General features: G+C 64.0%; 30 protein-coding genes and 1 riboswitch. Of the genes, 10 read left to right on the top strand and 20 right to left on the bottom strand.

Annotated elements, in window-relative coordinates; genetic code table 11:
* Positions 1-10: 10 nt before the first annotated feature.
* Positions 11-1006 (bottom strand): 4-hydroxy-3-methylbut-2-enyl diphosphate reductase, encoded by a 996-nt coding sequence (gene ispH, locus ACP15D_RS10150; protein ID WP_424957391.1) that lies wholly within the window; start codon positions 1004-1006, stop codon positions 11-13.
* Positions 1007-1228: 222 nt separating this feature from the next.
* Here ispH and ACP15D_RS10145 point away from each other — a divergent pair, with 222 nt between their 5' ends.
* Positions 1229-1825, top strand: coding sequence for a hypothetical protein (locus ACP15D_RS10145; protein ID WP_424957390.1), 597 nt, complete (start codon positions 1229-1231; stop codon positions 1823-1825).
* Positions 1826-2375: 550 nt separating this feature from the next.
* On the opposite strand, the gene ACP15D_RS10140 is transcribed toward ACP15D_RS10145, so the two are convergent.
* The 7 genes from ACP15D_RS10140 to metX all read right to left on the bottom strand — a co-directional run bounded on the left by ACP15D_RS10140 (position 2376) and on the right by metX (position 6977).
* On the bottom strand, positions 2376-2873 hold the full coding sequence (locus tag ACP15D_RS10140; protein WP_424957389.1) for a F0F1 ATP synthase subunit B: 498 nt from the start codon (positions 2871-2873) through the stop codon (positions 2376-2378).
* Between the two features lie 7 nt (positions 2874-2880).
* Positions 2881-3435: a F0F1 ATP synthase subunit B' gene (locus ACP15D_RS10135; RefSeq protein ID WP_072369191.1), complete on the bottom strand. Its 555-nt coding sequence runs from the start codon at positions 3433-3435 to the stop codon at positions 2881-2883.
* A 34-nt stretch (positions 3436-3469) separates the two neighbouring features.
* Entirely contained in the window at positions 3470-3694 is a 225-nt protein-coding gene (locus ACP15D_RS10130; protein ID WP_072371615.1) for a F0F1 ATP synthase subunit C, read from the bottom strand.
* 94 nt (positions 3695-3788) lie between these two features.
* Positions 3789-4508, bottom strand: a complete 720-nt coding sequence (locus tag ACP15D_RS10125) for a F0F1 ATP synthase subunit A (RefSeq protein ID WP_424957388.1) — start codon at positions 4506-4508, stop codon at positions 3789-3791.
* A 50-nt stretch (positions 4509-4558) separates the two neighbouring features.
* Positions 4559-4972, bottom strand: a complete 414-nt coding sequence (locus ACP15D_RS10120) for an AtpZ/AtpI family protein (protein ID WP_424957387.1) — start codon at positions 4970-4972, stop codon at positions 4559-4561.
* Positions 4973-5129: 157 nt separating this feature from the next.
* Positions 5130-5771 (bottom strand): methionine biosynthesis protein MetW, encoded by a 642-nt coding sequence (metW, locus tag ACP15D_RS10115; RefSeq protein ID WP_424957386.1) that lies wholly within the window; start codon positions 5769-5771, stop codon positions 5130-5132.
* Positions 5772-5777: 6 nt separating this feature from the next.
* Positions 5778-6977 (bottom strand): homoserine O-acetyltransferase MetX, encoded by a 1200-nt coding sequence (gene metX / locus ACP15D_RS10110; protein WP_424957385.1) that lies wholly within the window; start codon positions 6975-6977, stop codon positions 5778-5780.
* Positions 6978-7066: 89 nt separating this feature from the next.
* Positions 7067-7146, bottom strand: a riboswitch (SAM riboswitch).
* A 180-nt stretch (positions 7147-7326) separates the two neighbouring features.
* Between metX and hisC the strand changes: the two genes are divergently transcribed.
* Genes hisC through ACP15D_RS10095 form a run of 3 tightly spaced genes read left to right on the top strand, consistent with a single transcriptional unit; the run spans position 7327 to position 10072 of the window.
* A complete protein-coding gene (gene hisC, locus ACP15D_RS10105; protein WP_424957384.1) occupies positions 7327-8433 on the top strand; it encodes a histidinol-phosphate transaminase in 1107 nt (368 codons plus the stop codon).
* Complete coding sequence (locus tag ACP15D_RS10100) at positions 8430-9383, top strand: prephenate/arogenate dehydrogenase family protein (RefSeq protein ID WP_424957383.1); 954 nt, start codon at positions 8430-8432, stop codon at positions 9381-9383. The genes hisC and ACP15D_RS10100 overlap by 4 nt, the downstream gene beginning before the upstream one ends.
* Positions 9384-9385: 2 nt before the next feature.
* On the top strand, positions 9386-10072 hold the full coding sequence (locus tag ACP15D_RS10095) for a gamma-glutamylcyclotransferase (protein WP_424957382.1): 687 nt from the start codon (positions 9386-9388) through the stop codon (positions 10070-10072).
* A gap of 26 nt (positions 10073-10098) precedes the next feature.
* Here ACP15D_RS10095 and ACP15D_RS10090 read toward each other — a convergent pair whose 3' ends face one another.
* Positions 10099-10530 (bottom strand): hypothetical protein, encoded by a 432-nt coding sequence (locus tag ACP15D_RS10090; RefSeq protein ID WP_424957381.1) that lies wholly within the window; start codon positions 10528-10530, stop codon positions 10099-10101.
* Between the two features lie 215 nt (positions 10531-10745).
* Positions 10746-13148: an adenosylcobalamin-dependent ribonucleoside-diphosphate reductase gene (locus tag ACP15D_RS10085; RefSeq protein WP_424957380.1), complete on the bottom strand. Its 2403-nt coding sequence runs from the start codon at positions 13146-13148 to the stop codon at positions 10746-10748.
* A gap of 320 nt (positions 13149-13468) precedes the next feature.
* On the opposite strand from ACP15D_RS10085, the gene ACP15D_RS10080 reads away from it, so the two are divergent.
* Positions 13469-13624, top strand: a complete 156-nt coding sequence (locus ACP15D_RS10080) for a hypothetical protein (protein ID WP_424957379.1) — start codon at positions 13469-13471, stop codon at positions 13622-13624.
* A gap of 211 nt (positions 13625-13835) precedes the next feature.
* Here ACP15D_RS10080 and ACP15D_RS10075 read toward each other — a convergent pair whose 3' ends face one another.
* The 4 genes from ACP15D_RS10075 to ftsE all read right to left on the bottom strand — a co-directional run bounded on the left by ACP15D_RS10075 (position 13836) and on the right by ftsE (position 17341).
* Positions 13836-14621 (bottom strand): lysophospholipid acyltransferase family protein, encoded by a 786-nt coding sequence (locus tag ACP15D_RS10075; protein WP_424957378.1) that lies wholly within the window; start codon positions 14619-14621, stop codon positions 13836-13838.
* Between the two features lie 8 nt (positions 14622-14629).
* Complete coding sequence (locus ACP15D_RS10070) at positions 14630-15286, bottom strand: YdcF family protein (RefSeq protein WP_424957377.1); 657 nt, start codon at positions 15284-15286, stop codon at positions 14630-14632.
* Positions 15287-15603: 317 nt separating this feature from the next.
* Positions 15604-16701: a cell division protein FtsX gene (locus ACP15D_RS10065; protein ID WP_424957376.1), complete on the bottom strand. Its 1098-nt coding sequence runs from the start codon at positions 16699-16701 to the stop codon at positions 15604-15606.
* Complete coding sequence (gene ftsE, locus ACP15D_RS10060) at positions 16685-17341, bottom strand: cell division ATP-binding protein FtsE (protein ID WP_072371609.1); 657 nt, start codon at positions 17339-17341, stop codon at positions 16685-16687. Before ftsE ends, ACP15D_RS10065 begins: the two co-directional genes overlap by 17 nt.
* Positions 17342-17545: 204 nt before the next feature.
* Between ftsE and hpt the strand changes: the two genes are divergently transcribed.
* Positions 17546-18094 carry a hypoxanthine phosphoribosyltransferase gene (hpt, locus tag ACP15D_RS10055; RefSeq protein ID WP_424957375.1) on the top strand — a complete coding sequence of 183 codons (549 nt, stop codon included), beginning with the start codon at positions 17546-17548 and terminating at the stop codon, positions 18092-18094.
* 22 nt (positions 18095-18116) lie between these two features.
* A complete protein-coding gene (locus ACP15D_RS10050) occupies positions 18117-18479 on the top strand; it encodes a response regulator (protein WP_424957374.1) in 363 nt (120 codons plus the stop codon).
* 2 nt (positions 18480-18481) lie between these two features.
* On the opposite strand, the gene ACP15D_RS10045 is transcribed toward ACP15D_RS10050, so the two are convergent.
* The 4 genes from ACP15D_RS10045 to mobA form a co-directional block, all read right to left on the bottom strand.
* Positions 18482-18727, bottom strand: coding sequence for a hypothetical protein (locus ACP15D_RS10045; RefSeq protein WP_424957373.1), 246 nt, complete (start codon positions 18725-18727; stop codon positions 18482-18484).
* Between the two features lie 6 nt (positions 18728-18733).
* Positions 18734-19759 carry a GTP 3',8-cyclase MoaA gene (moaA, locus tag ACP15D_RS10040; protein ID WP_424957372.1) on the bottom strand — a complete coding sequence of 342 codons (1026 nt, stop codon included), beginning with the start codon at positions 19757-19759 and terminating at the stop codon, positions 18734-18736.
* Positions 19760-20212: 453 nt separating this feature from the next.
* Positions 20213-20719, bottom strand: coding sequence for a molybdopterin-guanine dinucleotide biosynthesis protein B (gene mobB / locus ACP15D_RS10035; protein ID WP_424957371.1), 507 nt, complete (start codon positions 20717-20719; stop codon positions 20213-20215).
* A complete protein-coding gene (gene mobA, locus ACP15D_RS10030) occupies positions 20712-21365 on the bottom strand; it encodes a molybdenum cofactor guanylyltransferase MobA (protein ID WP_424957370.1) in 654 nt (217 codons plus the stop codon). Before mobA ends, mobB begins: the two co-directional genes overlap by 8 nt.
* 175 nt (positions 21366-21540) lie before the next feature.
* On the opposite strand from mobA, the gene ACP15D_RS10025 reads away from it, so the two are divergent.
* From ACP15D_RS10025 to ACP15D_RS10015, 3 genes are all read left to right on the top strand, one after another.
* Entirely contained in the window at positions 21541-22581 is a 1041-nt protein-coding gene (locus ACP15D_RS10025; protein WP_424957369.1) for a TRAP transporter substrate-binding protein, read from the top strand.
* Positions 22582-22801: 220 nt separating this feature from the next.
* Positions 22802-23548 carry a GAP family protein gene (locus ACP15D_RS10020; RefSeq protein WP_424957368.1) on the top strand — a complete coding sequence of 249 codons (747 nt, stop codon included), beginning with the start codon at positions 22802-22804 and terminating at the stop codon, positions 23546-23548.
* A gap of 93 nt (positions 23549-23641) precedes the next feature.
* Complete coding sequence (locus ACP15D_RS10015; RefSeq protein WP_424957367.1) at positions 23642-24466, top strand: xanthine dehydrogenase; 825 nt, start codon at positions 23642-23644, stop codon at positions 24464-24466.
* Positions 24467-24669: 203 nt separating this feature from the next.
* Here ACP15D_RS10015 and ACP15D_RS10010 read toward each other — a convergent pair whose 3' ends face one another.
* Both ACP15D_RS10010 and ACP15D_RS10005 read right to left on the bottom strand, forming a co-directional pair.
* Complete coding sequence (locus ACP15D_RS10010) at positions 24670-25116, bottom strand: cupin domain-containing protein (protein ID WP_424957366.1); 447 nt, start codon at positions 25114-25116, stop codon at positions 24670-24672.
* A gap of 45 nt (positions 25117-25161) precedes the next feature.
* Positions 25162-26955 (bottom strand): TRAP transporter large permease, encoded by a 1794-nt coding sequence (locus ACP15D_RS10005; protein ID WP_424957364.1) that lies wholly within the window; start codon positions 26953-26955, stop codon positions 25162-25164.
* Positions 26956-26969 lie beyond the last annotated feature (14 nt).

Genomic DNA, 26969 nt, shown 5'->3' with positions numbered 1-26969 from the left:
TTTTTTGGGGCTAGGCGGCGGAGGAAGGAGTGGGACGCAACTCGCGCGGGACGTTGAAGGCGATGCGCTCCTGCGCCGTCGTGACGGTCTCCAGCTTGATGTCGAAGCGCTCGCGGAACGCTTCGATGACCTGCTCGACCAGCGTTTCGGGCGCGGACGCACCGGCGGTGATGCCGACGCTCTCAATATTCTCGATTTCGCCCCAGGGGATATCGCGCGCGCCGTCGATAAGCCGGGCTGTGGCGCAACCGGCGCGCTGAGCCACTTCGACCAGACGCAGGGAATTGGAGCTTTGCGGGCTTCCAACGACCAGCAGGCAGCCGATTTTGGGTGCAATTGCCTTGACCGCGGCCTGGCGGTTGGTAGTGGCGTAGCAGATGTCTTCCTTGTGAGGCCCGACGATGTCGGGGAAGCGGCGGCGCAGCACCGCGACGATCGAGGCCGTGTCGTCCACCGATAGGGTCGTCTGAGTGACGAAGGACAGCTTTTTGGGATCGTGCGGCTCGATGCGCTCGGCGTCCTCAGCGGTTTCGACGAGTTTGACCGCACCTTCGGGAAGCTGGCCCATGGTGCCGATGACCTCGGGATGCCCGGCGTGGCCGATGAGGAGGATTTCGAGGCCTTCCTCATGGTGGCGGGCGGCTTCGATATGAACTTTGGACACCAAGGGGCAGGTTGCGTCGAGGACGAACATCCTGCGGTGCCTGGCGGCGGCCGGCACCGACTTCGCGACCCCGTGTGCCGAAAAGATCACGGGCTGGTCGGTGTCTGGAATGTCGTCGAGTTCCTCCACAAAAACGGCACCTTTGGCCCGCAGGGAATCGACGACAAATCGATTGTGCACGATCTCGTGCCGCACGTAGACGGGAGCACCGTACTTGGCCAAAGCCAGCTCTACGATCTGGATGGCTCGGTCTACGCCGGCGCAGAATCCACGCGGTGCCGCCAGATAAATGGTTAGCGGCGGCCGGGATTGGGGCATTGCGGTTTTAGAGGGAGCGGACATCGCTTTCTCTGTCTACCTAAGTGCGCTGCGATGCAAGGCGCTTGGTTGGGGTGGTTGGGGGTGCTAGGCTTGAGTGGCAACAATACAGGAAGCCTCCACCGTCGGCCTAGGGGCTTTGAGACCGGCGCGGGTAAAGGGGGCGGCGAGGGGTCGAGTCGCAGCACGATGAGGGATTCGGCAACCACAGTTGCGCGGTTCAGCGCGTCTTTATGCGCTTGCGGAATGTTAACGCTGGTCATCAGCGGGTGTGGCCTTTCGTCCATCACATCAGGCCTCGGTGGCGGCATCTTCGGCAGCTCGTCGACGCAGTCGACGCCGGCACCGGGTGTCAGCGAAGAACAGCTCCTTTCGGCAGCGAAGCAAGACGTAGGGCCGAGCGCGCCCGTGGGTGAGGTGGCTGCGGGCTGTCCGCGGCTCACCGTGTCGCCGCACGGCGGACATCTGACCATCTATGAGGACGGACGGGCCGGGGATGGCCTCGCCATCATGCATCGCGGCGAGATCACCAAAACGGCGCGCGAGTGCCAGATCGAGCCTGGCCGCGTGACGGTACGCTACGGGTTCTCGGGCCGGGTGCTGCTGGGGCCGCGCGGGCATGCCGGCACGGTGCGTCTGCCCATCACCGTGAACGTCACGGATGCGAAGCGGGCGCGTATCACGGGGGATACTGTGACGGTCGATGCGACGGTCGCGGTGGACAATCCGATCGCCTATTTCTCGACGGTGCGCTCGATCACGTTCGATATCCCCGAAGGCACGCGCCCGGGTGAGTTCGAGGTGTTCGTCGGCTTCGACCAGAACGCGCAGGGCGCGGGTTAGAAGTTTTTTCGTAGTGACACGAGCGGTGACAGGCTTTGCATGCGGCGGTCGTCGCGCAAGCGGATGTCCGGCGCTCGCGTCGGGCGCCTTTGGCGCCTGAGCATGGTGGGCTTCGCCTGCCATGCTGCAGCGGTGTCGAATACGCTGGTGTTCCTCCGCGCTGCCGATTCACGTGCTCGCTGGTAGGCGCTCGGGCGATCGGAGCGCGGGGCCGTTGGTCCGCCCCCACTCCCCGTCATCCCGGCGAAGGCGGGGACCCAGTCACGTTGCCGCAATCGCAACGGAAGAAGCGGTTCCCACCAGCCGAGAACGTCGCCCGACCACACAAGAAGAGCGTGTTGGGGCTGGCGCAGGCCCCGACCTGAGTCGGGGTGACGTTGAGAAACCCGCTTCGCAACACACGCGGCTGCCGAGTAGCGAGGGCGCGAGATGCGAGGTGCGGGAAGGAGACGGATAGAGCTGCAGTACTCAAACAGCAAAACGCCCCGGCAAGCTGATGCTGGCCGGGGCGTTGCGTAGTGCCCGAAGTTGTCTCGGTTGCCCGTAAGCTTTAGTTCAGCTTGCCGGCCAAATCCTTGATGCTCTGCTCGACGAGGCCAGCAGCGGTTGCTGCCTGCGAAGCCTTGCTCTTCAGGATCTTCTCGGCGGCGGCGATGGCGCTGTCGACGGCAGAAGAGCGAACCTCGGCGAGAGCCTGTGCCTCGGCGCGGGCGATCTTCTCCTCGGCCGACTTGGTGCGGCGCTCAACCGACTCCTGCATCGCCTTGCGAGTCTGGGCGGTGAACGCCTCGGCCTCGCGCTTGGCCTGCTCGAGGATTTCCTTGGCCTCGTTCTCGGCTTCGCGGCTCTTGCGCTTGTAGTCGTTCAAGAGCGACTGGGCCTCGTCGCGGAGACGGCGGGCTTCGTCGAGCTCACGGCGGATCGCGTCGGCGCGGTTGTCGAGCGCGTTACCGATCGTGGCTGGGACCTTGTAGTAGAGGATCATGGCAACGAAGGCGAAGAACGCGATCATCACCCAGAAGGCGGGATCGCTCAGATCGAAATGCATCGCGTCCTCACTCGGCTGCTGGTTGGATCGCTTTTTTGACTTCGGCGGGGCTTACTTCCTCGCCGAGCAGCTTACCAACCACTGCGCTGGCGGTCTCAGCAGCGATCTCATCGACGCTGGCGAGAGCCTTGTTCTTCGTGGCGGCGATGCGGGTTTCCGCATCGGCGAGCTTGGTAGCCAGCTCGCCTTCGATTTTTGAGCGCTCGCTCTCGGTGTCCGCGGAGAGACGATCACGAACCTCCTTCGCCATCGAGGAGGCCTTCTGGCGAGCATCGCTCAGGGCCTTCTCGTAGGCGGCGAGGGCGGCGTCCGTCTCACCCTTGAAGCGCTCGGCGGCATCGAGATCGCGCTGCACGCGATCACGACGTTCCTCGAGGACTTCGCCGATGCGCGGGAGCGTCACCCGCGACAGCACCAGATAAAGCAGGACGAAGGTGACCGCGAGCCATGCGAGCTGCGGGGCGAAGTCTGCCGGGTTTAGCTGTGGCAGACCCCCAGCCTTTTCCTCGTGCGCACCCGCGGCGGCTGCCGCCACGAGCAACGCTGAGATAGCTGCGATCATCGTATCCTCCTCGCGCCGTCGCGTTCCTGTCCGATTAGGCGAACAGGATCATGAGCGCGATCAACAGACCGAACAGACCGGTCGCTTCGCAAAGCGCGAAGCCGATCAGCAGGTTGGTGAACTGGCCCGGAGCGGCCGACGGATTGCGCAGCGCACCCGACAGGTAGTTGCCGAAGATGTTGCCGATGCCGACACCGGCGCCGATGAGCGCGAAGCAGGCGAGGCCGGCGCCGATGAACTTTGCTGCCTGAGGATCCATAGTGGTCGTCTCCATTCGGGTTTTGGTTTGAACTTTGTTGGTTACGATGAAATCCGGACCAGGAGCGAAGCCTCAAGCCCGACCTTCATAGCGTTTAGTGGTGGTGCATGTTCACCGCATCGTTGAGATAGATGCAGGTCAGCACCGTGAAGATGAAGGCTTGCAGGAAGGCGACGACCAGCTCGAGGCCGGTGAAGCCGACAAGGAACACCAGCGGAGCCCAGCCGCCGAGGACGCCGAGGCCGACGACAAAGCCGGCGAAGACCTTCAGCATGGCATGCCCGGCCATCATGTTGGCGAACAGACGGACCGAGTGGCTGATGGGGCGGATGAGGTAGGAGATCAGCTCGATCACGACGATGATCGGCAGCAGCCACCACGGCACGCCATCAGGCACGAACAGCTTCAGGAAGCCGACACCATGGTTCATGAAGCCGATGGCGGTGATGATCAGCCAGACCATGGCCGCGAGGGCGAAGGTGACGATGATGTGGCTCGTGACGGTGAACGAATAGGGCAGAAGGCCCAGAAGGTTCAGCACGAGGATGAACATGAAGATCGTGAAGATCCAGGGGAAGTACTTCATCCCCTTCTCGCCGACGATGTCGCGAACCATGTTGGCGATGAATTCGTAGCTCAGCTCGGCCGTGGACTGCAGGCGGCCCGGGACGAGGGCGCGGCGGTTCATAGCGATGAGATAGAAGAGGGGAATGACCGCCAGGGCGATCACCATGAAGAGCGAAGCGTTGGTGAACGAGACGTCGTAGCCAAACAGCTCAATGGGAATGAGCCGCTTGATCTCGAACTGTTGCATGGGGCCGTGTGCCGCTCCATGCGCGCCTTCTGCAGCCAAGGTCAGCTCCCCTACCTGTCGTCCTCGTCGTCGTCATCTTTGACGGACGGCGATGCAAGCTGTGCGGCTTGCTGCTTTCTCTGTTCTTCCTGAGCCGACCGGATCACATTCGTCACACCGGCGGCAAAGCCGAGCATGACAAACAAGACCAGGAGCCAGGGCCCCGTGCCGAGTTGGCGATCGATCGCCCACCCGATAAACCCGCCGACACCAACACCGACCAGTAGCTCGGCGCCGAAGCGGAACGCCTTCGCGAAGGCAGCGCCGTTCACCGCACCGGCAGCCGAGCGTTCCGCTGGCTCGCGGCGGGTCTTCACCGCATCGAGCCGCTTTCCGATCGCCTCTGATCGCTGTCGGAAGGCCTCGCGCTCCTGGGGGCTAAGCTCGCCATGCCCCGGGGCATCGTTATTCCCTGCGGACGACATGGTTTTGACCGGCCCTGTTGCGCTTTTCGAGGCTTACGAAAACGGCAGGTTTTATCAACGGCGCGCACCATAGTGACGGCCCCATAGGGTGTCAAGAAAGGGCCGGAAACGTTGAGGGTATGGCGAAACCGCGCAGGTTTTATCGAGGGCTTCCAGACTAGCGCGAAGGGCGTTTGCGCAGCTGGAACACGGCCTTTTCGCCGAGAAGGTTCTGCAACGATAGTGAATGGCGGATCGGCAGTTTCTGGCCGGAGGTGTTGAAAGCGACCGCCTCCTCGACCTCGGCGTCTACGACGGCGGCCAGATCGACGAAGTCCTTAATCGTGCACAGGTGCCCGTTCGGGCTCTCATACCAGGAATCGGGCAGGCTTTCGGTTCGCGGCATGCGGCCGGTGAACATCAGGTCGAATCTTACGCGCCAGTGCCCGAAATTCGGGAACGAAACGATGGCCCGACGGCCGATGCGCAGCAGATTCTCCAGAACGGTCTTGGGATAGCGGGTGGCCTGGATGGTGAGGCTGAGGATGGCATAGTCGAAGGCCTGGTCGGGGTAATCGGCCAGATCGCGGTCGGCGTCCCCCTGAATGACCGACAGGCCACGCATCACACAGGCGTTCACTCGCTCGCGCGACAGCTCGACGCCGCGGCCGTCGGTGTTCTTGGATTCAGCCAGGAGTTGCAGAAGGGCGCCGTCGCCGCAGCCGACGTCGAGGACGCGCGAGCCCGGCTCGACCATTTCGGCGATGAACAGGTGGTCGGCGCGGTGCGGTCCGGCAAGGGGGGTATTGGGCTTCAGCATCGGGTCCTACACTTTCAAGCCGCGCTTGGTGCCGGCAGAGCTGAGGAAGCCGTGCACGGTGGCGAAGAATTCAGGCTCCTCGAGCAAGAAGGCGTCGTGGCCCTTGTTGCTGTCGATTTCGACGAAGGAGACGTTGGCGGCAACGGCGTTGAGGGCGTGGACGATCTCGCGGCTTTCCCGGGTCGGATAGAGCCAATCGGAGGTAAAGGAGACGACGCAGAAGCGGGTCTTGGTGCCGCGGAAGGCATTGGCGAGCACGTCACCGCGCTCGGCGGCGAGGTCGAAGTAGTCCATCGCACGGGTAATGTAGAGGTAGCTGTTGGCGTCGAAGCGGTCGACGAAGGTCGAGCCCTGGTGGCGCAGGTAGCTCTCGATCTGGAAATCGGCGTTGAAGGAGAAGGTGACCTTCGAGCGCTCCTGCAGGCTGCGGCCGAACTTCCGGTGCAGCGCGTCCTCGGACAGATAGGTGATGTGCGCGGCCATGCGCGCGACGGAGAGGCCGTTGCGCGGGACCTTTCCGTGGCTGTGATAGTCGCCGCCGCACCAGTCGGGGTCGGCCATGACGGCCTGACGGCCGACCTCGTGGAAAGCAATGTTCTGCGAGGAATGCCAGGCGGCAGTGGCAATGGGTACGGCCGAGAACACGCGATCGGCGTGGCTCGCGGCCCATTCCAGCACCTGCATGCCGCCCATCGAGCCACCGATGACACAGAACAGCTGGTCGATGCCGAGGTGATCGATGAGGCGCACCTGCGCGTTGACCATGTCGCCGATGGTGATGACGGGGAAGCTCAGCCCGTAAGGCTTGCCGGTCTTGGGGTCGATCGAGGCCGGACCGGTCGAGCCCATGCAACCGCCGAGGATGTTCGGGCAGATGACGAAAAAGCGATTGGTGTCGATAGGCTTGCCGGGGCCGACGAGGGTGCTCCACCAGCCGGGCTTCTTCGTCACGGGATTTTCGCTGGCGACGTACTGGTCGAGCGTTAGTGCGTGGCAGATCAGGATGGCGTTGGATTTGTCGGCGTTGAGCTCGCCATAGGTCTCGTACGCAATGGTGATGGGCGCGAGGAGCTGGTCGCAGGTGAGTCGCAGCGGCTCGTTCTCGGGAAGGCGAAGCACCTTGCTCGATGGATTGTTGGCCTCGACGAGGCGCAAGGAGTGCCCTGCGTTGGGTTCAACGTCGGCAATCGTCGGGTGCACTGCCATTGCGGTTGCGCGCTCCTTGGCCCACGCATAAGGCGAGGGCACAAACAGAAAACCCGGCCGGATCGCGGGCCTTAAGGCCGCTCATCCATAACCGGGTGCGCGCGGCCTTTTTTAGCGACTTATTTAACGTGGTTGCAAGCCGGCCGGCCAAATCACCACGAGTTCCAGCATCCGAATATCGGCATGGAAGCGGCCACGTCAAGTGGTGGGTCAAGCTGTACTGCCCAACGGCATGGGCTGCCGGCGCGGCCATCGACAAAGGGGCGTTAGGCTTTGCGTTCCGGGGCCCGTCTCTGTATCACTGCCGCGCCTTATAAAGTCAGGCCCTGCGCATCCGGAAAAAAGCCCCATGGCGACCGCCCTTCCCCAGCCGAAAGCCGGCATCCTCGACATCGATCCCTACGTTCCCGGCGAGAGCAAACTGCCGGCGGGGCTGAAGCCGATCAAGCTGTCCTCCAACGAGACGCCGCTGGGACCGAGCCCGAAGGCGCTCGATGCCGTGCGCGAGGCGATCGGGGAGCTGGAGCGCTATCCGGATGGCTCGGCGAGCGCGCTGCGGGCGGCGATTGCCGCGCGCTATGGCCTCAATCCTTCGCGCATCGTGTGCGGGGCGGGCTCGGACGAGCTGCTGACGATGCTGGCGCACGCCTACCTCGGCCCCGGCGATGAGGCGATTTTCACCGAGCACGGATTCTTGCTCTATCGCATCATCGTGCTTGCGAACGGAGCGACGCCGGTGGTGGCGCCCGAGACCAACTATCAGACCGATACGGCCGAGATTCTGAAGCGCGTCACGCCGCGGACCAAGATGGTATTTCTCGCGAACCCGAATAATCCGACGGGGACATACATCTCGTTCGATGAGGTGCGCTCGCTGCGCGCGCAGCTGCCGTCGAACGTGCTGCTGGTGCTCGATGCGGCCTATGCGGAGTATGTCCGGCGCAACGATTACGAGGCCGGGATCGAGCTGGTCGCGACGACGCCGAACACGGTGATGACGCGCACGTTCTCGAAGATCCATGGGCTCGCGGGCTTGCGGCTCGGCTGGGCGTATTGCCCGGAAGAGGTCGCGGACGTGCTGAACCGCAGTCGCGGCCCGTTCAATATTTCGGTGCCGGCGATGGCCGCGGGCGCGGCGTCGATCGCCGACAAGACGCACGAGGAAGCATCCGCGCTGCACAACGAGCGGTGGCTACCCTGGCTCAGTGGCGAGCTGGAAAAGCTCGGGCTGACGGTGACGCCGAGCGTTGCCAATTTCATCCTGGTGCACTTTGCCAAGGACGGCGGGAAGACCGCGAATGCGGCGGACGCGTTCCTGAAGGAGCGGGCGATCATCGTGCGCAAGGTGGGCGCGTACGGTCTGCCGGACTGCCTGCGCATCACCGTCGGCACGGAAGCCGACAACCGCGCTGTCGTCGATGCTCTGTCGGCGTTCCTTGGAGGGCGGGGGGCATGAGCCAGCCGATGTTCGAACGCGTGGCGCTGATCGGCATCGGTCTGATCGGCTCATCGATCAGTCATGCGGCGCGGCGCGGCGGTCTTGCGAAGGAGATCGTCGGCAGCGCGCGCACGCGGTCGACGGTCGATACGGCGCTGAAGCTGGGGCTGATCAGCAAGGGATACGACAGCGCGATCGAGGCTGTTGCGGGCGCGGATCTCGTCATCCTCAGCGTGCCGGTTGGCGCGTGCGGGCCGATCACGGCGGAGATCGCGCCGCATCTGAAGCCGGGTGCGATCCTCACCGACGTCGGTTCGGTGAAGGCGCAAGTGGTGCGGGATATGGCGCCGCACGTGCCGCAGGGCGTGCACTTCGTGCCGGGGCATCCGATCGCGGGCACGGAGCAGTCGGGTCCCGAAGCCGGATTTGCCGAGTTGTTCGACGGGCGCTGGACGATCCTGACGCCGGAGAAAGGCGCCGACGATGCGGCGGTCGAAAAGCTGCGCGCGTTCTGGGAAGCGCTGGGTGCCAAGGTCGAAGTGATGGATCCGCAGCACCACGACATGGTGCTGGCGATCACCAGTCATCTGCCGCATCTCATCGCCTTCAACATCGTCAACACGGCCGAGCACCTGGAGCGCGTCACCGACAAAGAGGTGATCAAGTTCTCCGCTGGCGGATTTCGCGACTTCACGCGTATCGCCGCCTCCGATCCGACGATGTGGCGCGACATCTTCCTCGGCAACAAGGAAGGCGTGATGGAAATGCTGCGGCGGTTCTCCGCCGATCTCGACGAGTTGAAAGCTGCAATCGAGGCCGACGACGGCGAGACGCTCTATCGGCGCTTCGCCGAAGCGCGCGCGATCCGGCGCGGCATCGTGGCGGCCGGGCAGGATACGTCGGCGCCCGACTTCGGCCGCGGTGCGACTGCGAGCGCTGAGAAGTCCGAAGGCGGGGCAAAAAAATAGCCATGGGCGGGGCGCGCGATCTTTGGGTGTTCGCCTACGGGTCGTTGATGTGGCGGCCGGGGTTCGAGGCCGAGGAGACGCATCATGCGCGCCTCGACGGCTGGCGGCGCAGCTTCTGCATCTATTCGCGTTTTCATCGCGGCTCGCCGAAGCGGCCGGGGCTGGTGCTCGGGCTCGACCGGGGCGGTGTGTGCGAGGGTATCGCGTTCAAGGTGGGAGCCGGCAATGCGCGCGAGACACTGCGCTATCTGCGCGAGCGCGAGCAGGTGGGCAGCGTCTATCGCGAAGCGCTGGTGCCGGTGACGCTGCTGTCAGGGGACCACGCCGAGGTTTTGGCGCTGGCGTTTCTGGTCGAGCGCGCGCACCCGAGTTATGCGGGGCGGCTATCGCTGGCGCGGCAGGCGCATTTCGTGCGCGGTGGCCTCGGACGCTCCGGAAACAACATCGATTATCTGGCTTCGACGGTGGCGCACCTTAATCGGCTCGGCATCCGGGAGCGCGAGCTGGAGCGGTTGCAGGCCGTGGTGGGGACGCTCGCGGCGCGCGGTCCCGGCGACCGGCATACGCGGGCGAGCGCAGCGGCGATGGTGCGGGTGTTCGGGCGGCAGCCGGCGGTGGCGCCGCCGCTCGATGCGCAGCACGCGCATCGCTTCGCGTTTCGCACGATCCTGACGCGGGAAGAGGATTAGCCCCGGTCGGTCGCCGGGGCTGAGGCTCAGTGAGCCTGGCCGGCGAAGCGCGACATGGCCGTATCGACCTGGCCGGTGCGCAGATCGAACTCGATCAGCTTGCCGACCTTGGCGTTCTCGGCGAGCAGATGGATGTGGACCTCGTTGGCGCCAAGCTCGGCACCGCGATGGCGCAGCTCGGCGAGGTTGAGCGAGGGCACGCTCGAGGTGACGCGGCCGATGGAGAGCGCGTGCGGGCGACCGTTGGAGTCGCGCCGCACCAGCACGTAGTTGGCTGCGGGGAGTGGGGGGCACTCGACGAGATCATAGACGGAGTGGACGTAGCGCTTGCCGGAAGCGCCAGTCCAGAAGTGGAAACGGGTGGCCTCGTGCGCTTGCGCTGCACGGCGGGCCGTCTCTTCGTGGGCGAGGGTGCGCTGCGCCCTATACACGGCGAGCTCGATGATACGCGCGACCATTACTGCAGATCCCTTCGCGGCCTTGCGGCCTACGCTACGTTCGACACCTTTATCGTTTTTTGCCAGCCTATGCCCCATTGCTTAACGTTGCCCATTGTTTCGAGCTGAATTGTGGCTCCATCTCAGTGTTTTTGCGGCAAAGTGAATGCATTGTTGAGGCCTGTCGCACGCGTGCAACGCGCGCCGTTTCGGCGTTGAAAGGGTTCGCGGAAAACTCACCCGCAGCGGGAAAATCCACAGGTGTTGCACACCCAGCAGCCTTCCTGCTGGACATAATCGGCCGATGAACAGCGTGGACAGAGCTTGAGGCGTGCGGCGCTGCGCGTGCTGCCTCGCGAGCGATCCGCGGCGTGCGCGGCGTCGTCCTGTCGCTGCATTGGTGCGATTTCGAGCTGCGCTTCTCCAGCCGAAAGGAAGCCTGTGCGGCGCATGTGCGTTTCGATCACCTCGCCGATGGCGGCGAGCAGGCTCGGCACGTATCGCCCGGACATCCAGTGGCCGCCCTGCGGGTCGAACACTGCTTTCAGCTCTTCGGCGACGAAGGTCACGTCGCCGCCGCGGCGGAACACGGCGCTGATCATGCGTGTGAGCGCCACCGTCCAGGCGTAGTGCTCGAGATTGCGCGTGTTGATGAAGATTTCGAACGGCCGGCGTCGTGTCGTAGGCACGCCTCCGGCATGACCGCCTTGCTCGATGTCGTTGATGGTGACGTAGATGGCGTGGTCGCTGGCGGGCCACTTGATCTTGTAGGTGAAGCCGGCGAGCACGCCTTCGCGCTCTAAGGGTTGCGTCATGTAGACGACGCCGTCGCGCTCGGTCGGCGCAGGGGGCGGGGCCGTGGCGACGGTGACGAGCGGGGTTGCCAGCGCGGGCGGTGTCGCGTCGGCGGGCTTCGGCTCGGGGACTGATTGCAGCACGGAGCCGGTGACGGGATTGGGCCGGAACGTGGTGCAGCCTTTGAGGCCGAGCGCGTGTGCTTCGAGGTAGACGTTCTTGAAGTCGTCGAAGGAGATGCCTTCGGGGCAGTTGATCGTCTTGGAGATGGCGCTGTCGACGTACGGCTGTAGCGCGGCCTGCATGGCGAGATGCTCGGCTGGCGTCAGGTCGGCCGTGCGCACGAACGTTTCCGGCAGGGGGGCTGCCGGGCCGAAGCTGCGGCGGAAAGCGGCGTGGGCGAAATCCTCGACGGTTTCCTCGTGCGTGCTGCCGTCGCGGGCGAGCAGGCGCCGCGTGTAGCTGTAGTCGAAGACTGGCTCGATGCCGGACGAGACGTTGCCTGCCAACAGCGAGATGGTGCCGGTGGGGGCGATGGAGGTGAGGCAGCCGTTGCGGATGCCATGCTTGCGGATCGCGGCGCGCACGCTGTCATCGAGGCGGGCAACGTTGGGACTGGCGAGAAACTTCTCGGCGTCGAAGAGCGGGAAGGCGCCCTTCTCGGCGGCGAGTTCCGCGCTTGCCGCATACGCGGCGTTCTGGATCGCTGCCATCCATGTTGCGGCGAGTGCGGCGGCCTCGGGCGTGCCGTAGCGCACGCCGGAGAAGATGAGCGCGTCGGCAAGCCCGGTGATGCCGAGGCCGATACGGCGCTTGGCCTGCGCCTCCGCCCGTTGCGCGGGAAGCGGGTAGTTGGAGATGTCGATGACGTTGTCGAGGAAGCGAACGGCAATCTTCACGCGCTCGGCGAGCTTGGCCATATCAATGCGCGCGCCGTTGGTGAACGGGGCTTCGATGAGGCGCGCGAGATTGATCGAGCCGAGCAGGCAGGCACCGAACGGGGGCAACGGCTGTTCGCCGCAAGGGTTGGTGGCGTGGATTTCTTCGCAGTAGGCGAGGTTGTTGCGGGCGTTGATGCGGTCGATGAAGACGACGCCGGGCTCGGCATAATCATAGGTCGCGCGCATGATGCGCTCCCAAAGCGCGCGGGCCGGCAGGGTGCGGTAGACCTTGCCTGCGAATTTCAAATTCCAGGGCTGGTCGGCGCGCACGGCGGCAAGGAAGTCGTCGGTGACCAGGACGGACAGGTTGAAGTTGCGCAGGCGGCCGGGATCGGACTTGGCGTCGACGAAGGCTTCGATGTCGGGGTGGTCGCAGCGCAGCGTGCCCATCATGGCGCCGCGTCGGCTGCCGGCCGACATGATGGTGCGGCACATGGCGTCCCACACGTCCATGAAGCTGACGGGGCCAGATGCGTCGGCGCCGATGGAGGCGACGCGCGCGCCCTTGGGGCGCAGGGTGGAGAAGTCGTGGCCGATGCCGCCGCCCTGTTGCATCGTCAGCGCGGCGTCTTTGACGCCGTTGAAGATAGCGCCAAGGTCATCCTCAATGGTGCCAAGGACGAAGCAGTTGAAGAGCGTCACCGCGCGGCCCGTTCCGGCGCCGGCAAGGATGCGTCCAGCGGGCAGGAAGCCAAAGTCGGCGATGGCGCTGTGAAAGGCCGCGGCCCACTTCTCGCGGGTCCGCTTGCCGCCCTTCTCATTTGCGGCCGCGGCGCGGGCTATGCGCCAGACGGTGGCGCCGAAATCCGAATCAATCGCAGTGCCGTCCGGACCCCAAAAACGATACTTGAGGTCCCAGATCTGGCGGGAAATCGGTGCGTTGAACTCGGATGTGTCAGGCATAGCGCTCACCCAGCATGAGGCCCCTGAATATGGGGTGGACGCGCGCTGATGTCAATCAAATGTTCTTCTTATATTCTCTTTGCGTTCTGCTCGACTAGCGGGACGGCAGTCTTTTCGCTGCGTGTCACCTTGATGGCAGGAAGGGAAGCTCAAAACCGTTCTGCACAACTTTGCAAGCTGCACACTGAATAGCGCCCGTCGACCATTGATAGAATGTGATACAGCCGCATTCGCAGCACCACATTTCGGGTTCGTGCTGCTCATGTGTCTGCGCGTGGTTGCGACGCTTGCGTTCGAAATCCAGATCGATGAGGTTCGACATGGCCAAAGCTTCCACCAAGAGCGCCCCAAAGGCCCGCTCTACGGGTAAATTCGTTGCTCCTGCCTCCGCCAAGACGAAGACTGCCGTCGTTGAACGGGCCAAGCCCGCCAAGGCGACTGCTGCGAAGGCTAAGACACCTGCCAAAAAGAAGTAGTTGTCGAATTAGATTCAGTTTTCTGCATCTGCGCATAATTGCAGGGCTAGAAGTGAATGCGCCGCCTGTCAGGGCGGCGCTTTTACTTTTTGGGAAGGCGTGTTGCCGACATTTTTACGAAATGAATGGGCAACCGTTTAAATTAATTAATCCGTTAAAATTCAGCGTTTAAACTCGTCTTGTTGAAGTGATCTCTGACTTGCTTTGGCGATCAGCCGGCAGGTAGCGCAGCGCGCCGGGCGTGCTCGAGCGCTGCGGCGGAGATGGGCGGCGGGTTCGCGGAACGCGAGGCTTCGAGGATCAGGCGGTTGGACGCAGATTCGATGCGCTGCTCCAGCTCGCGCTTGAACTCACGGCGGGGGAGCCCGGCGGGCAGCGGGTCGAGGATTTCGACAATGATGGTGCCGGGGTAGCGCATCAGCACGCGGCGCGGCCAGTAGAGCCCGGAGTTGAGGGCGACGGGGACGCACGGAAGCTCCAGCCCCTCATAGAGCGCGACGGCGCCAGACTTATAATCGGGCTCGGCGCCGGGCGGGCGACGCGTGCCTTCAGGAAAGATGACGATCTCGCGGCCGGCGTCGGCGCGGTCCTTGGCGTCGCGCACGAGGTTGCGCAGGGCTACCGGCCCGCGCTCGCGCTTGACGAACACATGCTCGAACTTGCGGGAAAACCAGCCGTAGAACGGGATCAACGTCAGCTCCCACTTCATGACCATGGCTGGGTCGGAGAAGATGGGAATGAGAGCGAACGTGTCCCAGGCGGACTGATGCTTCGAGGCGACCAGGTAGGGTGCTTTGGGGAGCTTGTCGCGCCCGCGGACTTCCATGCGCGTGCCGACGATCCAGCGCAGTAGCCAGAGCGAGACGATGGCGTGGGCTTTGAGGCCTGCCATGGCCCAACGGCGGGGGCCGAAAAGCAGGAACGAGCCGCCGACAACGAAGATCGCCGTCGAAAGGTAGAACAGCAGCGCGAAAAGGAGCGAGCGGAGCAGCAGCACGGCGGTACTCAGAAGATCTTCGGCGTTGCTGACTTTTCTTCCGGCATCTCGGCAACCGAGCTTTGAGGCCGCGGATGCAAAATGCGGGCGATGGTCAGGTGGGCGACGGTCGGCAGGTACTTGACGTACTCCGATAGCAGCCGGCGGGTTGCGGCGCTACTCAACCACCAATGGGTCGGGGCGAAGCTCGCGGGCACGATGGGATGCGGGATCAGCTCGGCTTCCGGCATGGCGAGAGACAACTCGGCCAGGCTGCGTGGCATGTGATAGCTGGCGGTGACGACGATGAGGCTGCCGTAGCCGCGGGACTTGGCCCAATCGCGCGTTTCGCTGGCGTTGCCGATGGTGTCGAGGGCGGCATAGCCGATGTCGACGCAGCAGTCGAACTTGTCGGCGGGCAATCCCGAGATCTCGATCAGTTCCTTCTTGCCGGTGCGATGGTACACGCCGGAGATGAGCATACGCTGGGCTCTGCCCTCGTCGAGCAGGCGCGCGCCTTCGGCGATACGCCGGCTCTCACCGGTAAGGACGACAATGCCGTCGGCGTGAGGGTTGTTGTCGCCGGGTGTGCGGGTGACGAGGAAAGCGAACAGGAAGAATCCGAGGACAAGCAGCGATCCCGCTGCGCCCAACCCGAGAATTATGGCTCGCCGCAAGCTTCTCATCGCAAGGCTGCCGTCTAGACTCTCGTCCCCAGTCGTTTGCCCGGTCGCCGGGGGCGTTCGGGCTCACTCGCGTCCTGACCGCGAAATCCGTTACCTTGGCGGTAGATACAGCGCGAATTTCACAATCTGAAGGACACTCGGGCCGCCCCGTCAGGCAAGAGTGACTCAGATTGGGAAGTCCGTCCTCGGCCCTGCCGCAAAGAGGAGGGCAGACTTCTCCGGCTCACACTAGCCGATTTGACCGGCGTTGCCACAGGTTCTTCTGCCGCTGCAGCCGGGCGGAGAGCGCTGAAAATGCTGGCCGTGTGGCGCGAAGGTCAGGCCTTCGAATTGAGGATGCGGAACACGCCGAAGCGCGATGTGAGCATGCACAGGGCGGAAATCGTGACAACGACTGCGCCGAGCAAGGCATAGCCCATCGCGTCGAGGCCGCCGGAGCCGATCAGGCGGTGCATTTCGGCCGCGGCCGATGGTCCGCCACCCAGCATCTGCATGACCGTAGGCATCCCGAGGAATACGGCCATGGCGCACAGGGCACCGACGACGCCGGCGCGGATGCCGAGGCGCAGGAAGTGGCGCTCAAACTCGCGGGCGATGTAGCGGTCGGTGGCACCGACGAAGTGCAACACCTCGACGATCTCGCGGTTGGAGGCGAGGGCGGAGCGTGTCGCAGAGACGATGATGGCAATCGAGGCGATGGCAACCAGCATCAGGATAGCGAGGCCGCCGAGGGCGAACGAGCGCGTCACCGTGCGGATCTGGCGTTGCCAGCGGCGATGATCATCCAACGTGGCGGCGGGGAATTTCTTCGTCAGGTCCGCGCGCAAGGCATCGATATCGGGCGGGGCATCACGGTCGATCTCGACGGCGATGAGGCGTGGAACGGGCAGGGCTGCGAGTAGCTCGGACTGGCCGAGCCAGGGCTCGAGCAGCTTGGAGGAGGTATCGAGGCTGAGGGCGTTGGCGCGGGTGACACCACGGCTCGAGCGCAGGAAGGTCTCTACATCGCGCAGCGTTTTTTCCATGTCGACGCCGTCGCGCGGCTCGACCTGGACGGTGACTTCGCTGGCAATGTCCTTCAGCCAGGCGCTGGCGGATTGGTTGATCATGTAGACGGCGCCGACGGTGAGGCAGGCGAGGAAGCACATGATCGAGATAACAAGGGTGAGCGAGCGGCCCGTGACGGAGTCGGGCGGTACGACGGGCGTGCTGGTCGGCTCCGCCTTCGGCTTGCGTCCGCGGGGTGGTGCGAATTTGCGCGCGGGCGTGTCCTCCTGCGCGCTGGCTGGCTCGGTGCCGTAGCCATAGCGGTCACTGGGGCCGGAGGGGCCCGTCAGCACGGTGTCGTAGAGATCGAAGTTGCCTTGCGCGGCAGGATCCCGACGGCCCGTTGGTCTGTCATACGATCCGGACATGACCGTCGTGCAGCTCCAGACGCGGCGCCTTGAACTGCCGCATGAGTTGATGATCGTGGGTGGCGATCAGCACCGATGTGCCGAGGCGGTTGAGCTCGATGAAGAGGCGCAGCAGGCGCCGCGCCATCTGCGGGTCGACGTTGCCGGTCGGCTCGTCGGCGAGCAGCAGCTCAGGCTTGCCGATGACCGCGCGGGCGATGGCAGCGCGCTGCTTCTCTCCGCCGGAGAGGACGGAAGGATAAGCGTGCATACGATCGCCGAGGCCGACCCACTGCAACAAATCCGTGACATCCTCGCGATAGTCGGTGAGGCGCTTGCCCAGTACGCGAAGCGGAAGTGCGACGTTCTCCCAGGTGGTGAGATGATCGAGAAGGCGGAAGTCCTGGAACACGATGCCGATGCGGCGGCGCAGATGCGCGCGCTTCGACGTCGAGATGCGACTGACATCCTGGTTAAAGAGGAAGATCTGGCCGCGCGTGGGATGGCGCGACATAAACAGCAATCGCAGCAGCGAGGACTTTCCGGCGCCCGATGGACCGGTGAGAAAGTGGAATGATCCAGGGCGCAGATGGAAGTTCACATCTGCAAGGACGTCCTGCCCGGGGTCGTAGGCGAGCGCTATGTTGGAAAGGCGAATCACAAATCCTGGCCAGTAGTTTGCGGCGTTCAAGGCTCCCAGACGGCGGGATTACGCAGGGACTGGCGATCAATCGGGTACGAATGTGGCGGGTTCGTGTGCAGGCCCGCGCGTTAGGAGTAATGACGTTATGGCGGTATTGCCGCGGGGATGCAATGTCCTGCTATCCTACGCGCGAACGAGCTGGATTGGTTTGGAACGGTGATCATGAACGATGCGACGGGGGTCGACCCCGAGCTTGAGGTGATTTTCACCCCGGAAGACATCGGCCGGCGGCTCAAAGAGCTGGCCAAGGAGATTTCGAGCGCGGAGCTCGACAACCTCCTGGTGGTCGCGATCCTGAAGGGCAGCTTCGTCTTTGCGGCCGACTTGATCCGGGCGCTGCATGCTGCCGGGCTCGCGCCAGAAGTCGATTTCATGACGCTGTCGAGCTACAAGAAGGCGCGCATCTCGTCGGGGCAGGTGTCGATCCTGCGCGACATGGATCTCGATGTGCGCGGGCGCAATGTGCTCCTCATCGATGATGTGCTCGATTCGGGGCGCACGCTCGCTTTCGCGAAGGATTTGCTGGCGGCTCGGGGAGCGTCGTCGATCCGGACGTGCGTGCTGCTGGACAAGCAATTGCCGCGCGCGGTCAATCTCGAGCCTGACTATTACGCTTTCCTTTGTCCCAACGAGTTCGTTGTCGGTTACGGTATGGATGTGGCGCACCGTTATCGCGAGTTGCCGTTCGTGGGGCGCGTCGTGCGCCAATAGGCACAGAGCATGGGGGCACGAGATGGCGAGGATACTGCTTGCCGACGACGACGCAGCGACGCGTGATCTCGTGAGGCGCGCGCTGGAAGCCGACGGACATAGTGTTCACGTCACGCAGGACGGCAGCGAGGCGCTGGAATGCGTCGAGGGTGCCGGTGCGCAGAAGTTCGATGTACTGGTGACCGACGTCGAGATGCCGCTGATGGATGGTGTCGCGCTCGCCGAGCGGGCGCTGAAGCAACCTTCGCTGAGGGTGCTGCTGATGTCGGGGTTTTCCGAGCAGCTCGAACGGGCCAAGGCGCTGAAGAGCGCACAGGTGGCGGTGATCTCGAAGCCATTCACACTGGAAGACGTGCGCGCTAGCGTGAGGAAGTTGATCGGCTGAATCTATCGAGCTCGCCGAGCGACCAACAAGCGACAAACAACGGCGAGTGCTGCAGTCGCGAGCAAACATGCGATCGACGAGACAAAGAAATCCAGACCGGTCTCGGCAGCCAATGCGTTTCTGGTTGCTTCGTCGAGTTCGGTGGGGAAGCCAAAATTATAGATGTAAATCGCGTTGGCGCCAAGGAGCGCGGCCATCGCGAGGCAAGCCCAAGCTAGGTAGTTCGCCACCGACGAAGCGATGTGCATCGTGGATTATCCGCCGGTGACGCTCATGTGGCGTGAAAGCGCTGGGCGGTTGGCGCCGCGATCGATGACGAAGTCGTGGCCCTTGGGCTTCAAAAGCATGCCTTCGTCGATGGCGGCCTGGAGGGCTGCATCGGAGGCGCCGGCGCGCAACGGCTCGCGCAAATCGACGGCGTCCTCCTGGCCGAGGCACATGTAGAGCGTGCCGGTGCAGGTGACGCGCACGCGATTGCAGCTCTCGCAGAAGTTATGCGTCATCGGCGTGATGAAGCCGAGGCGGCCACCGGTTTCGCGCACGCGGACATAGCGGGCCGGTCCGCCGCTGTTGTGGTCGATGTCGTCGAGCGTCCAGCGGTCGAGCAGGCGCGCGCGGACGATGGACAGAGGCAGATACTGATCGAGGCGGCCACCATCGATTTCGCCGAGCGGCATGGTCTCGATGAAGGTGATGTCATAGCCGCGATCGTGGCTGAAGCGGATGAGATCGTCGATCTCGTCCTCGTTGGTGCCCTTCAGCGCGACGGCGTTGATCTTCACCTTGAGGCCGGCGGCGTCGGCTGCGTCGAGGCCGCGCATCACGGTGGCGAGGTCGCCCCAACGAGTGATGGCGCGGAAGCGGTCCGGCTGGAGCGTGTCGAGCGATACGTTGATGCGCTCGACGCCAGCATTCTTGAGATCAGCCGCGAAGCGCTTCAGCTGACTGCCGTTGGTGGTCAGCGTCAGCTCGTCGAGGCGGCCGGACTGCAGATGGCGCGAGAGCGCCTGGAACAGCCAGATGATGTTCTTGCGCACCAGCGGCTCGCCACCAGTGATACGCAGTTTGCGTACGCCGCGATCGACGAAGGCCGAACACAGGCGATCCAACTCTTCGAGAGTCAGGAGATCCCGCCGCGGCAGGAAGCTCATGTTCTCGGCCATGCAATAGACACACCTGAGGTCGCAGCGGTCCGTCACGGACACCCTCAGGTAGGTGACAGAGCGACCATAACGATCGACGAGCGCCGTTTGCGGCTGCTGATTTTGACGGACGCTCACGATTGGTGCGTGCTCCCTGTGCCGACGTGTCATAGATGGTGCGGCAGTTGGCGCTAAGCTAGCGTCCGCTGCCAGCGGTTCAAGGGGATTGTAGCGTTCAGCGCCATTCGTTCAGCGGCGCGGGGCCGGAGTGCCGGGCGTTTGCTCCCCAGAATAGGCAGGAGCAGGCAAACATGGCCGCTAGCCCGATGTTTCGCTTGTTAGAATGGCTCGCGACCCGGGCGGGTGCAAGTCTTGGGGCTGATGCCGGGGGCAGACCGTGGGAGGCTCCGGGCACGGCGGATCGGGCGGCCCGGCTCATACCAGCACCGCAGGACACCCTGGAGCCGGAGGTTGGCCGCTGGTTCAGCGCGTGGGCATTGTGGCTCGCAGTGGGAGTGATCGTGCTGATCCTGCTGGCCGGATATTTGCGCCGGCGCTGGCGCGGGTCCGGCGAGTCGAGCCCCGGCTGGCTCACCTGGCGATGGCGGCGATGAATGTGGCGATCTCCTCGGCGTTGTCGAGCGCGAACGAGGGAAGCTCGTCCACCGCCTCCGAATGATCGGAGGCTATGGCTACAATCCGCGTGTCGTTCGTTGCCAGCGGTCTATGCATCTCGGCAGACTGGCGGCGCAGCTCGATCTTGGGGATCGGGGCATCCTTGAAACCTTCGACGATGACGAGATCGGCGTTGGCCACATGCGCGCTCAACTCACAGAGAGAGGGCGGGGGGCCGATCTGCCGGCAGCCGGAAATTTCCCAGGCGTCGGGGGCAATGACAATGGCTTTCAAGGACCCGGCGCGCTGGTGGCGCTCGCCATCGGTCGAGCCGCTGAGCGGACCGAGGTCGTGATGGGTGTGCTTGACCGTCATCACTTTGAGGCCGCGGCGCGCGAGCAGCGGGATCAGGCGTTCGACGAGCGTCGTCTTGCCGGAGCTTTTCCAGCCGACGATGCCGATGAATGCGGGTGGCCTAATCACGGTGTGCCTCCGCGAGGAAAAGCGCGCGGGCCGTTTCGAGATCGGCGGGCGCGTTGACGTTGAAGAAGGGATCGACCTTCGCAGTGCCGACGTCGACGGGTTCGAAATCGGCGACAGCGCAGTCGTGGGAATCGGCGAAGCGGTGCAGTGCGCGAATGTCATTTTTCAGCGACTGCAGGATCGAGGGCAGAAGATCGACACGCCACAGGCCAGCGACGGGGTGGCGCGCGCCCGCGGATGCGGCGATCGCGCATGCAGCGCCCTTAGCGATCAGTGCCGCTTTCAGACGAGCAACGAGATCGAGCGGGAGAAACGGTGAATCGGATGGCGCGCTGACGATGAACTCAGCTTCGGGCGTCTCGGATCGCGCCCATTCGATGCCGGCGGCGAGACCGGCCAAGGGGCCGATGTATCCTTCGATGCTGTCGGCCACGACGGGAAGGCAGTAGCCGGAGAAACGGGCGGGATCGCCGTTGGCGTTAATGACGATGCGGCCGACCTGCGGGCGCAGGCGCTGCAGCACGTGCAGCAGCATGGGCTTTCCGGCGATATCCAGCAGTGCCTTCTCGCGGCCGTCCATGCGCGAAGATCGTCCGCCGGCAAGCAGAACGCCCGTGACCTCACCTTCGGTGCCAGCTGTGCGCATTGAAACGATTTAGGACGCGGGCATGTCGCCCGCAAGCCTTGGTGCAGCGCACATCGTTGTGACCGGCAGGCTGGGCGGGATATAAGGGCTTGATCGGACATGGAGAGCCCTCGTGACGGCAAAAGTCGACCGGCGGAAATTTTTGACAGTGGCTACTGCCGGGGCGAGTGCAGGTATGGCGGCACCGGCCATCGCCCAGTCGAAGCCGACGATCGAATGGCGGCTGGTTTCGAGCTTTCCCAAGTCGCTCGATACCATCCATGGCGCGGCGGAGACGTTCGCCAAGGCGCTTGCCGAGATGTCGGATGGTAACTTTCGCGTGCGGGTGTTCGCGCCGGGAGAGCTGGTCCCCGGTCTCAACGCGGCGGATGCGGTGACGAACGGCAGCGTCGAGGCTGCGCATACCGCGTCGTATTATTATTGGGGCAAGGATCCGACGTTCGCGTTCGGAACCGCGGTGCCTTTCGGTCTCAATTACCGGATGCAGAACGCGTGGATGCATCAGGGCGGCGGCATCGAGCTGATGAATGCGTTTTACGCGCGCTACAAGATAATCGCCTTTCCCGGCGGCAATACCGGTACGCAGATGGGCGGCTGGTATCGGCGCGAGGTGAACACGCCGGAGGATTGGCGCGGCCTCAAGATGCGCATCAGCGGTCTTGCGGGTGCGGTGATCTCGCGTCTTGGCGGCATCCCGCAGCAGATTGCGGGCGGCGATACCTATCCCGCGCTCGAGAAGGGGACGATCGACGCGGCCGAGTGGGTCGGGCCGTACGACGATGAGAAGCTCGGATTCTCCAGGGTTGCGCGGTATTACTATTACCCGGGTTGGTGGGAAGGGCAGGCGATGCTGCACTTCTTCATCAACCTCGACAAATGGAACAATCTGCCGAAGCACTATCAGGCGATGATCCGCGCGGCGGCGTCGATTGCCGACATGAACATGATGGCGCGCTATGATCTGCAGAACCCGGCGGCCATCCGGCGGCTTGCGATCGCCGGGGCTGAGCTGCGGCCGTTTTCGGAGGCTGTGCTGGACGCTTGTTTCAAGGCTTCGAACGAGGTGTTCGCGGAGCTTTGTGCGTCGAACGCGGACTTCAAGAAAGTGTATGACGCTACGCTCGCGGTGCGCGGCGAGGACTACTTATGGTTCCAGCTCGCCGAGCACACGTACGATACATTCATGATGATCCAGCAGCGCAAGGGCTTGGTCTGAAGATGGGCGCTCCGCCCAGCGGGCGAAACGCCTGATTAAGGCTCTCGCAGACTTTGTTGCGCTACTCCGGCCATCGGTGCGCAGTGCGGTTAGCTGCTAGCGCTTTGCTAATCGATTGGCTGCTAGCTCGTGCGGTTCCAAGATGGGGGCCGGGCGTGACAAGCGAGCATGTGACCTACGATGAAGCGTTGAGGGCAACGCCGTCTGCGCTGGCCGCGCCATGATCGCCTCCGGCTTCGCACACGATTTGACGGTGCTCGGGTCGCTTGGGGCCGCATGCCTTCTCAGTCCCGAAGTGTTTCTGCTCGGCTTGGTGCTGGCAGGCGATGACGCGGGCGCGAAGTCGAAGTCGATTTCCTATTTCATCGGTACCGCGGCGGGCATTGCCGCAGCGATGACGATCGGCTTGTCGATCTCGGGAGACGGGCTGCATTTGCGGCATCATCCTTCGTGGCATGCCTTCATCATTCGCGCTGGACTTGGTATCGCGCTGCTGTGGGTCGGCATCGAGCGGGCGCGTGAATACTGGAAGCAGTTGCGTGGGCTTGCACCGTCGGTCGAAAAGCAGGCGGGGATGCTGAAGCAGGCGCTCGCGCATTGGATGCCGGTCGGCGACAACAGCCCGCTCAGCCGGGGACGGGCGCTGTGGCGCTGCTTCGAACTCGGCGCGTTCGTGGGAGCGGTCAACCCGAAACGGCTGCCGATCTGCATCGCGGCAGGCCATCAGCTGTCGGCAACGACACCGGCCGGTGCGCAGGTGGGCGGGGCGGTGATCTTTCTGGTGCTGGCACTGGCACCGAGCTTCCTGCCGGCAGCCATGGCCGTGTCGGGGCCGGAAGCGGCGCGGCGGCTGCGCGCGAAATTCGACGCGGTGGTGGAACGTCACGGATTGGCGATCGTGGCGCTGATCCTGGTCATGCTCGGGGTACACTTTCTGCACACGAGTATCGGCGTCTACCCAGCATAGATATTGGTAAGACGGGTAACCAGTGGCAACCTGGTCTCTTGCTTCGCTATATCTACAAAGATATAACGGGCCGAAGCCAGGGAGAATCCGTGAGTGGTCGGCTCATCCATGCATGTTGCAAGGCCGCTTGCCATTGTGCTCGGACTGAACGAGGTTGCTTCGGCGATTGCGGTCGGTCTGCACCATGCGGGCTACGCTGTGCTGATGGCACACGATCCGGCATTTCCGGTGATCCGGCGGGGCATGTCGTTCTTCGATGCCTTGTTCGACGGTGGCGGCTCGCTGGGCGGGGTTGCCGGGGTGAGCGTCGACAATGTGCTTGCCGCGCGTTTCCAAGTCCGAACCCTCGATCAGATCGCGGTCACGCGCCTGGAATTGTCGGAGCTGCTCATCATCGGCGACATCGACGTGTTGATCGATGCGCGCATGCATTGCGATGCGGTGACGCCGCAGCTGCGCAAGCTCGCGCGCTTCACCATCGGCGTGGGCAAGGGGTTCGTGTCGGGTGAGGACTGCGATGCGGTGGTGGGGGCGCGCGTTACCGTCGAGGTGGCGCAACGGGAGCGGCGCCATGCGGAACAGATGCTGCTGATGCGCTCATCGGAGGCGGGGCGCTGGCACACGCCGCTCGATGTCGGCGCGCGCATCTACAAGGGCTTTGCGCTGGGGTATCTGGGGTCGAACGTCGTCAAGGCGCCGGTCGACGGCGTTTTGCGCGGCATCGCGCGCGATGACACGAGGGTGCCGGTGGGGGCCGAGCTGATCGAGATCACGACAGGGCAGGGGACCCGGCGCTGGTGGGGGCTCGACGCGCGCGGGGTGCGCATCTCCGAGGAAGTGCTGGGCGCGCTGTCGGTGCTCGGCGCGTTGCGGCCGGCCCCGACGTCGTCGAAGCTGCGGCTGGTGCACTCGCGCTAGGGCATTTCTAATTCATGTCGAAACGCCCCCTCACCCGAAGCTCATTTGCATTCGCTTCGGCCTCTCCCCGGCGGGGAGAGGCTAAGTGTTTGGCAGATTACGAAACTAACCTCTCCCTGGAGGGAGAGGTCGGACGCGATCGGCAGATCGCGGCCGGGTGAGGGGGGGCATGCTCGGTTCAAACACTCCATTCACTACTAACGTCAGGTGATTTTCTTTTCCATGAGCTTGGCGATGGCGGCATCGGCGTAGGGCTCGAGTTCGGGCAGAAGGACGACGCTTTCCTGCTCGTTGGGATCAGTGCGCGCGATGACGGCCGATATCGGCCGGTCGGAAATGTTGATCGGCAGGTGCGGGACGCCGGCGGGGATGTAGAACAGGTCGCCCGCTTTGGTGACGGCCTGATGCTGAAGCTTGTCGCCGTAAAGCGCGATCGCCTCGCCGTCGAGGACGTAGATTGCCGTCTCGTGGCTCTGATGCATGTGCGCCTTTGCGCGGCCGCCGGGCGGGATCGTGAGCAGATGCATGCAGACGCCCTTCGAGCCTACCGTTTCGGCGGCGATGCCGTTGAAGTAGGTGAGCCCCTGCTTGCCGTCGTAGGTATCATCCGGCCGGACGAGGCGGCATGTGGGTTCGGAAGGATCACTCATGGCAGCCTCCATAGAATCTTGTGACTGCAGTCTAACGCAATCTGCCTACGGCTTCACGATCACCGGGGGCACGGACATATCGAGAGTCGGTGCGCCGGGGCCGGAGCGGTCGGGCGGGGGTGCGCCAGGGATTTGCGGCGGGTAGGGCGGCAGCGAGAAGCCCTGCTTCTCGAAGGCGCCCGCTGGTGTATGCGGCGCGCCCATGCCTTGCTGCACGCGTGCAGGCGCCGGGGCCTTTTCGTGGCGCACGAGTCCGGGAAAAGTGATCAGCACGCCAACCATGATGAGCTGGATGATCAGGTAGGGGACGGCGCCCCAGTAGATTTGTGCCGAGGTTATCGGCGGCATGGTGCGGCCGGTGACGCGGTCGACGTAAGGAGAGCGTGGCGCGACTGAGCGCAGATAGAACAGCGCGAAGCCGAACGGGGGATGCATGAAGCTCGTCTGCATGTTCACGGCAAGGATGACGCCGAACCAGACGAGGTCGATGCCGAGGGCCTGCGCTGCCGGGGCGAGCAGCGGCACGATGATGAAGGCGAGCTCGAAGAAGTCGAGGAAGAAGGCGAGGAAGAATACGAGCACGTTGACGAAGATGAGGAAGCCGATCTCGCCGCCTGGCAGCGAGACGAGCAGGTGCTCGACCCAGAGGTGGCCGTTCACACCATAGAAGGTGAGCGAGAAGATGCGCGCGCCGATGAGGATGAACATCACGAAGGCGGACAACTTAGCCGTTGCCCGCGTCGCCGAGCGTACGATGTCGAGGCTGAAGCGTTGCTTGTTGTTCTCGCTGAGGCGCTTGGCGAGGGCGAGCAGCATGGCGCCGACGGCGCCCATGGCGCCACCCTCGGTCGGAGTGGCGACGCCGATGAAGATGGTGCCGAGCACGAGGAAGATGAGCAGCAGCGGCGGCACCATGACGAAGACGACCTGCTCGGCGAGTGCGGATAGGAGGCGCCGTCCGGTGGAGCGGCGGATCAGCCAGCTCGCGGCGGCGCCGACAATGGCGAGCCAGGTGGCGAGCGTCAGCGTGAGAATGACGTAGTCGGCGCCGGTGTATTGCGTGTCGCGCATGGCGAACCAGGCGAGGGCGCCGCACACGGTAGTCAGCGCGATAAGCGAGGTGTAGCCGCGCGACCCGTCTGACCCGCGGTGATGGATGGCTTCCGGAGGGAGGCCGGGCGCGGCGTCTTTCCAGACGAGCGAGACGACAAATGCGAAGAGCGTGTAAAGGCCGGTGAGCATCAATCCGGGGATGAGCGCGCCGGTGTACATGTCTCCGACGGAGCGACCGAGCTGATCAGCGAGAACGATAAGCACGAGCGAGGGCGGAATGATCTGGGCCAGCGTGCCGGCGGCGGCGATGGTGCCGGTGGCGAAGCGAGGGTCGTAACCGTAGCGCAGCATGATGGGCAGAGAGATGAGACCCATCGAGATGACCGAGGCTGCGACGACGCCGGTGGTGGCGGCGAGCATCGCACCCACGAAGATCACGGCATAGGCAAGCCCGCCGCGGACGCTGCCGAAAAGCTGTCCGACGGTTTCCAGCAGATCCTCGGCCATACCGGAACGTTCGAGGATGAGACCCATGAAGGCGAAGAAGGGTATCGCCAGCAGCGTGTCGTTGGTCATCACGCCGTAGATGCGCTCGGGAAGGGTGCCGAGTAGCGGCCAGGAAAGATTGATGGCGCCGCCGGAATAAGGCGCAAGCTCAACGCCGACCACAAAGAAGATGAGGCCGACAGCCGATAGCGAGAAGGCAGCTGGGTAGCCCAATAACAGAAAGGCAATCAGCGCCGCGAACATGATCGGCGCGAGGTTCTGTGCGATCAGCTCAAGCATCCCCGGTTCCCCCC

It is taken from the genome of Hyphomicrobium sp. 1Nfss2.1 (assembly GCF_965243865.1).
Classification (GTDB): Bacteria; Pseudomonadota; Alphaproteobacteria; order Rhizobiales; family Hyphomicrobiaceae; genus Hyphomicrobium_A.
Note: the sequence above shows the minus strand (reverse complement) of the source record. Positions and strands in the feature narration are given on the sequence as shown.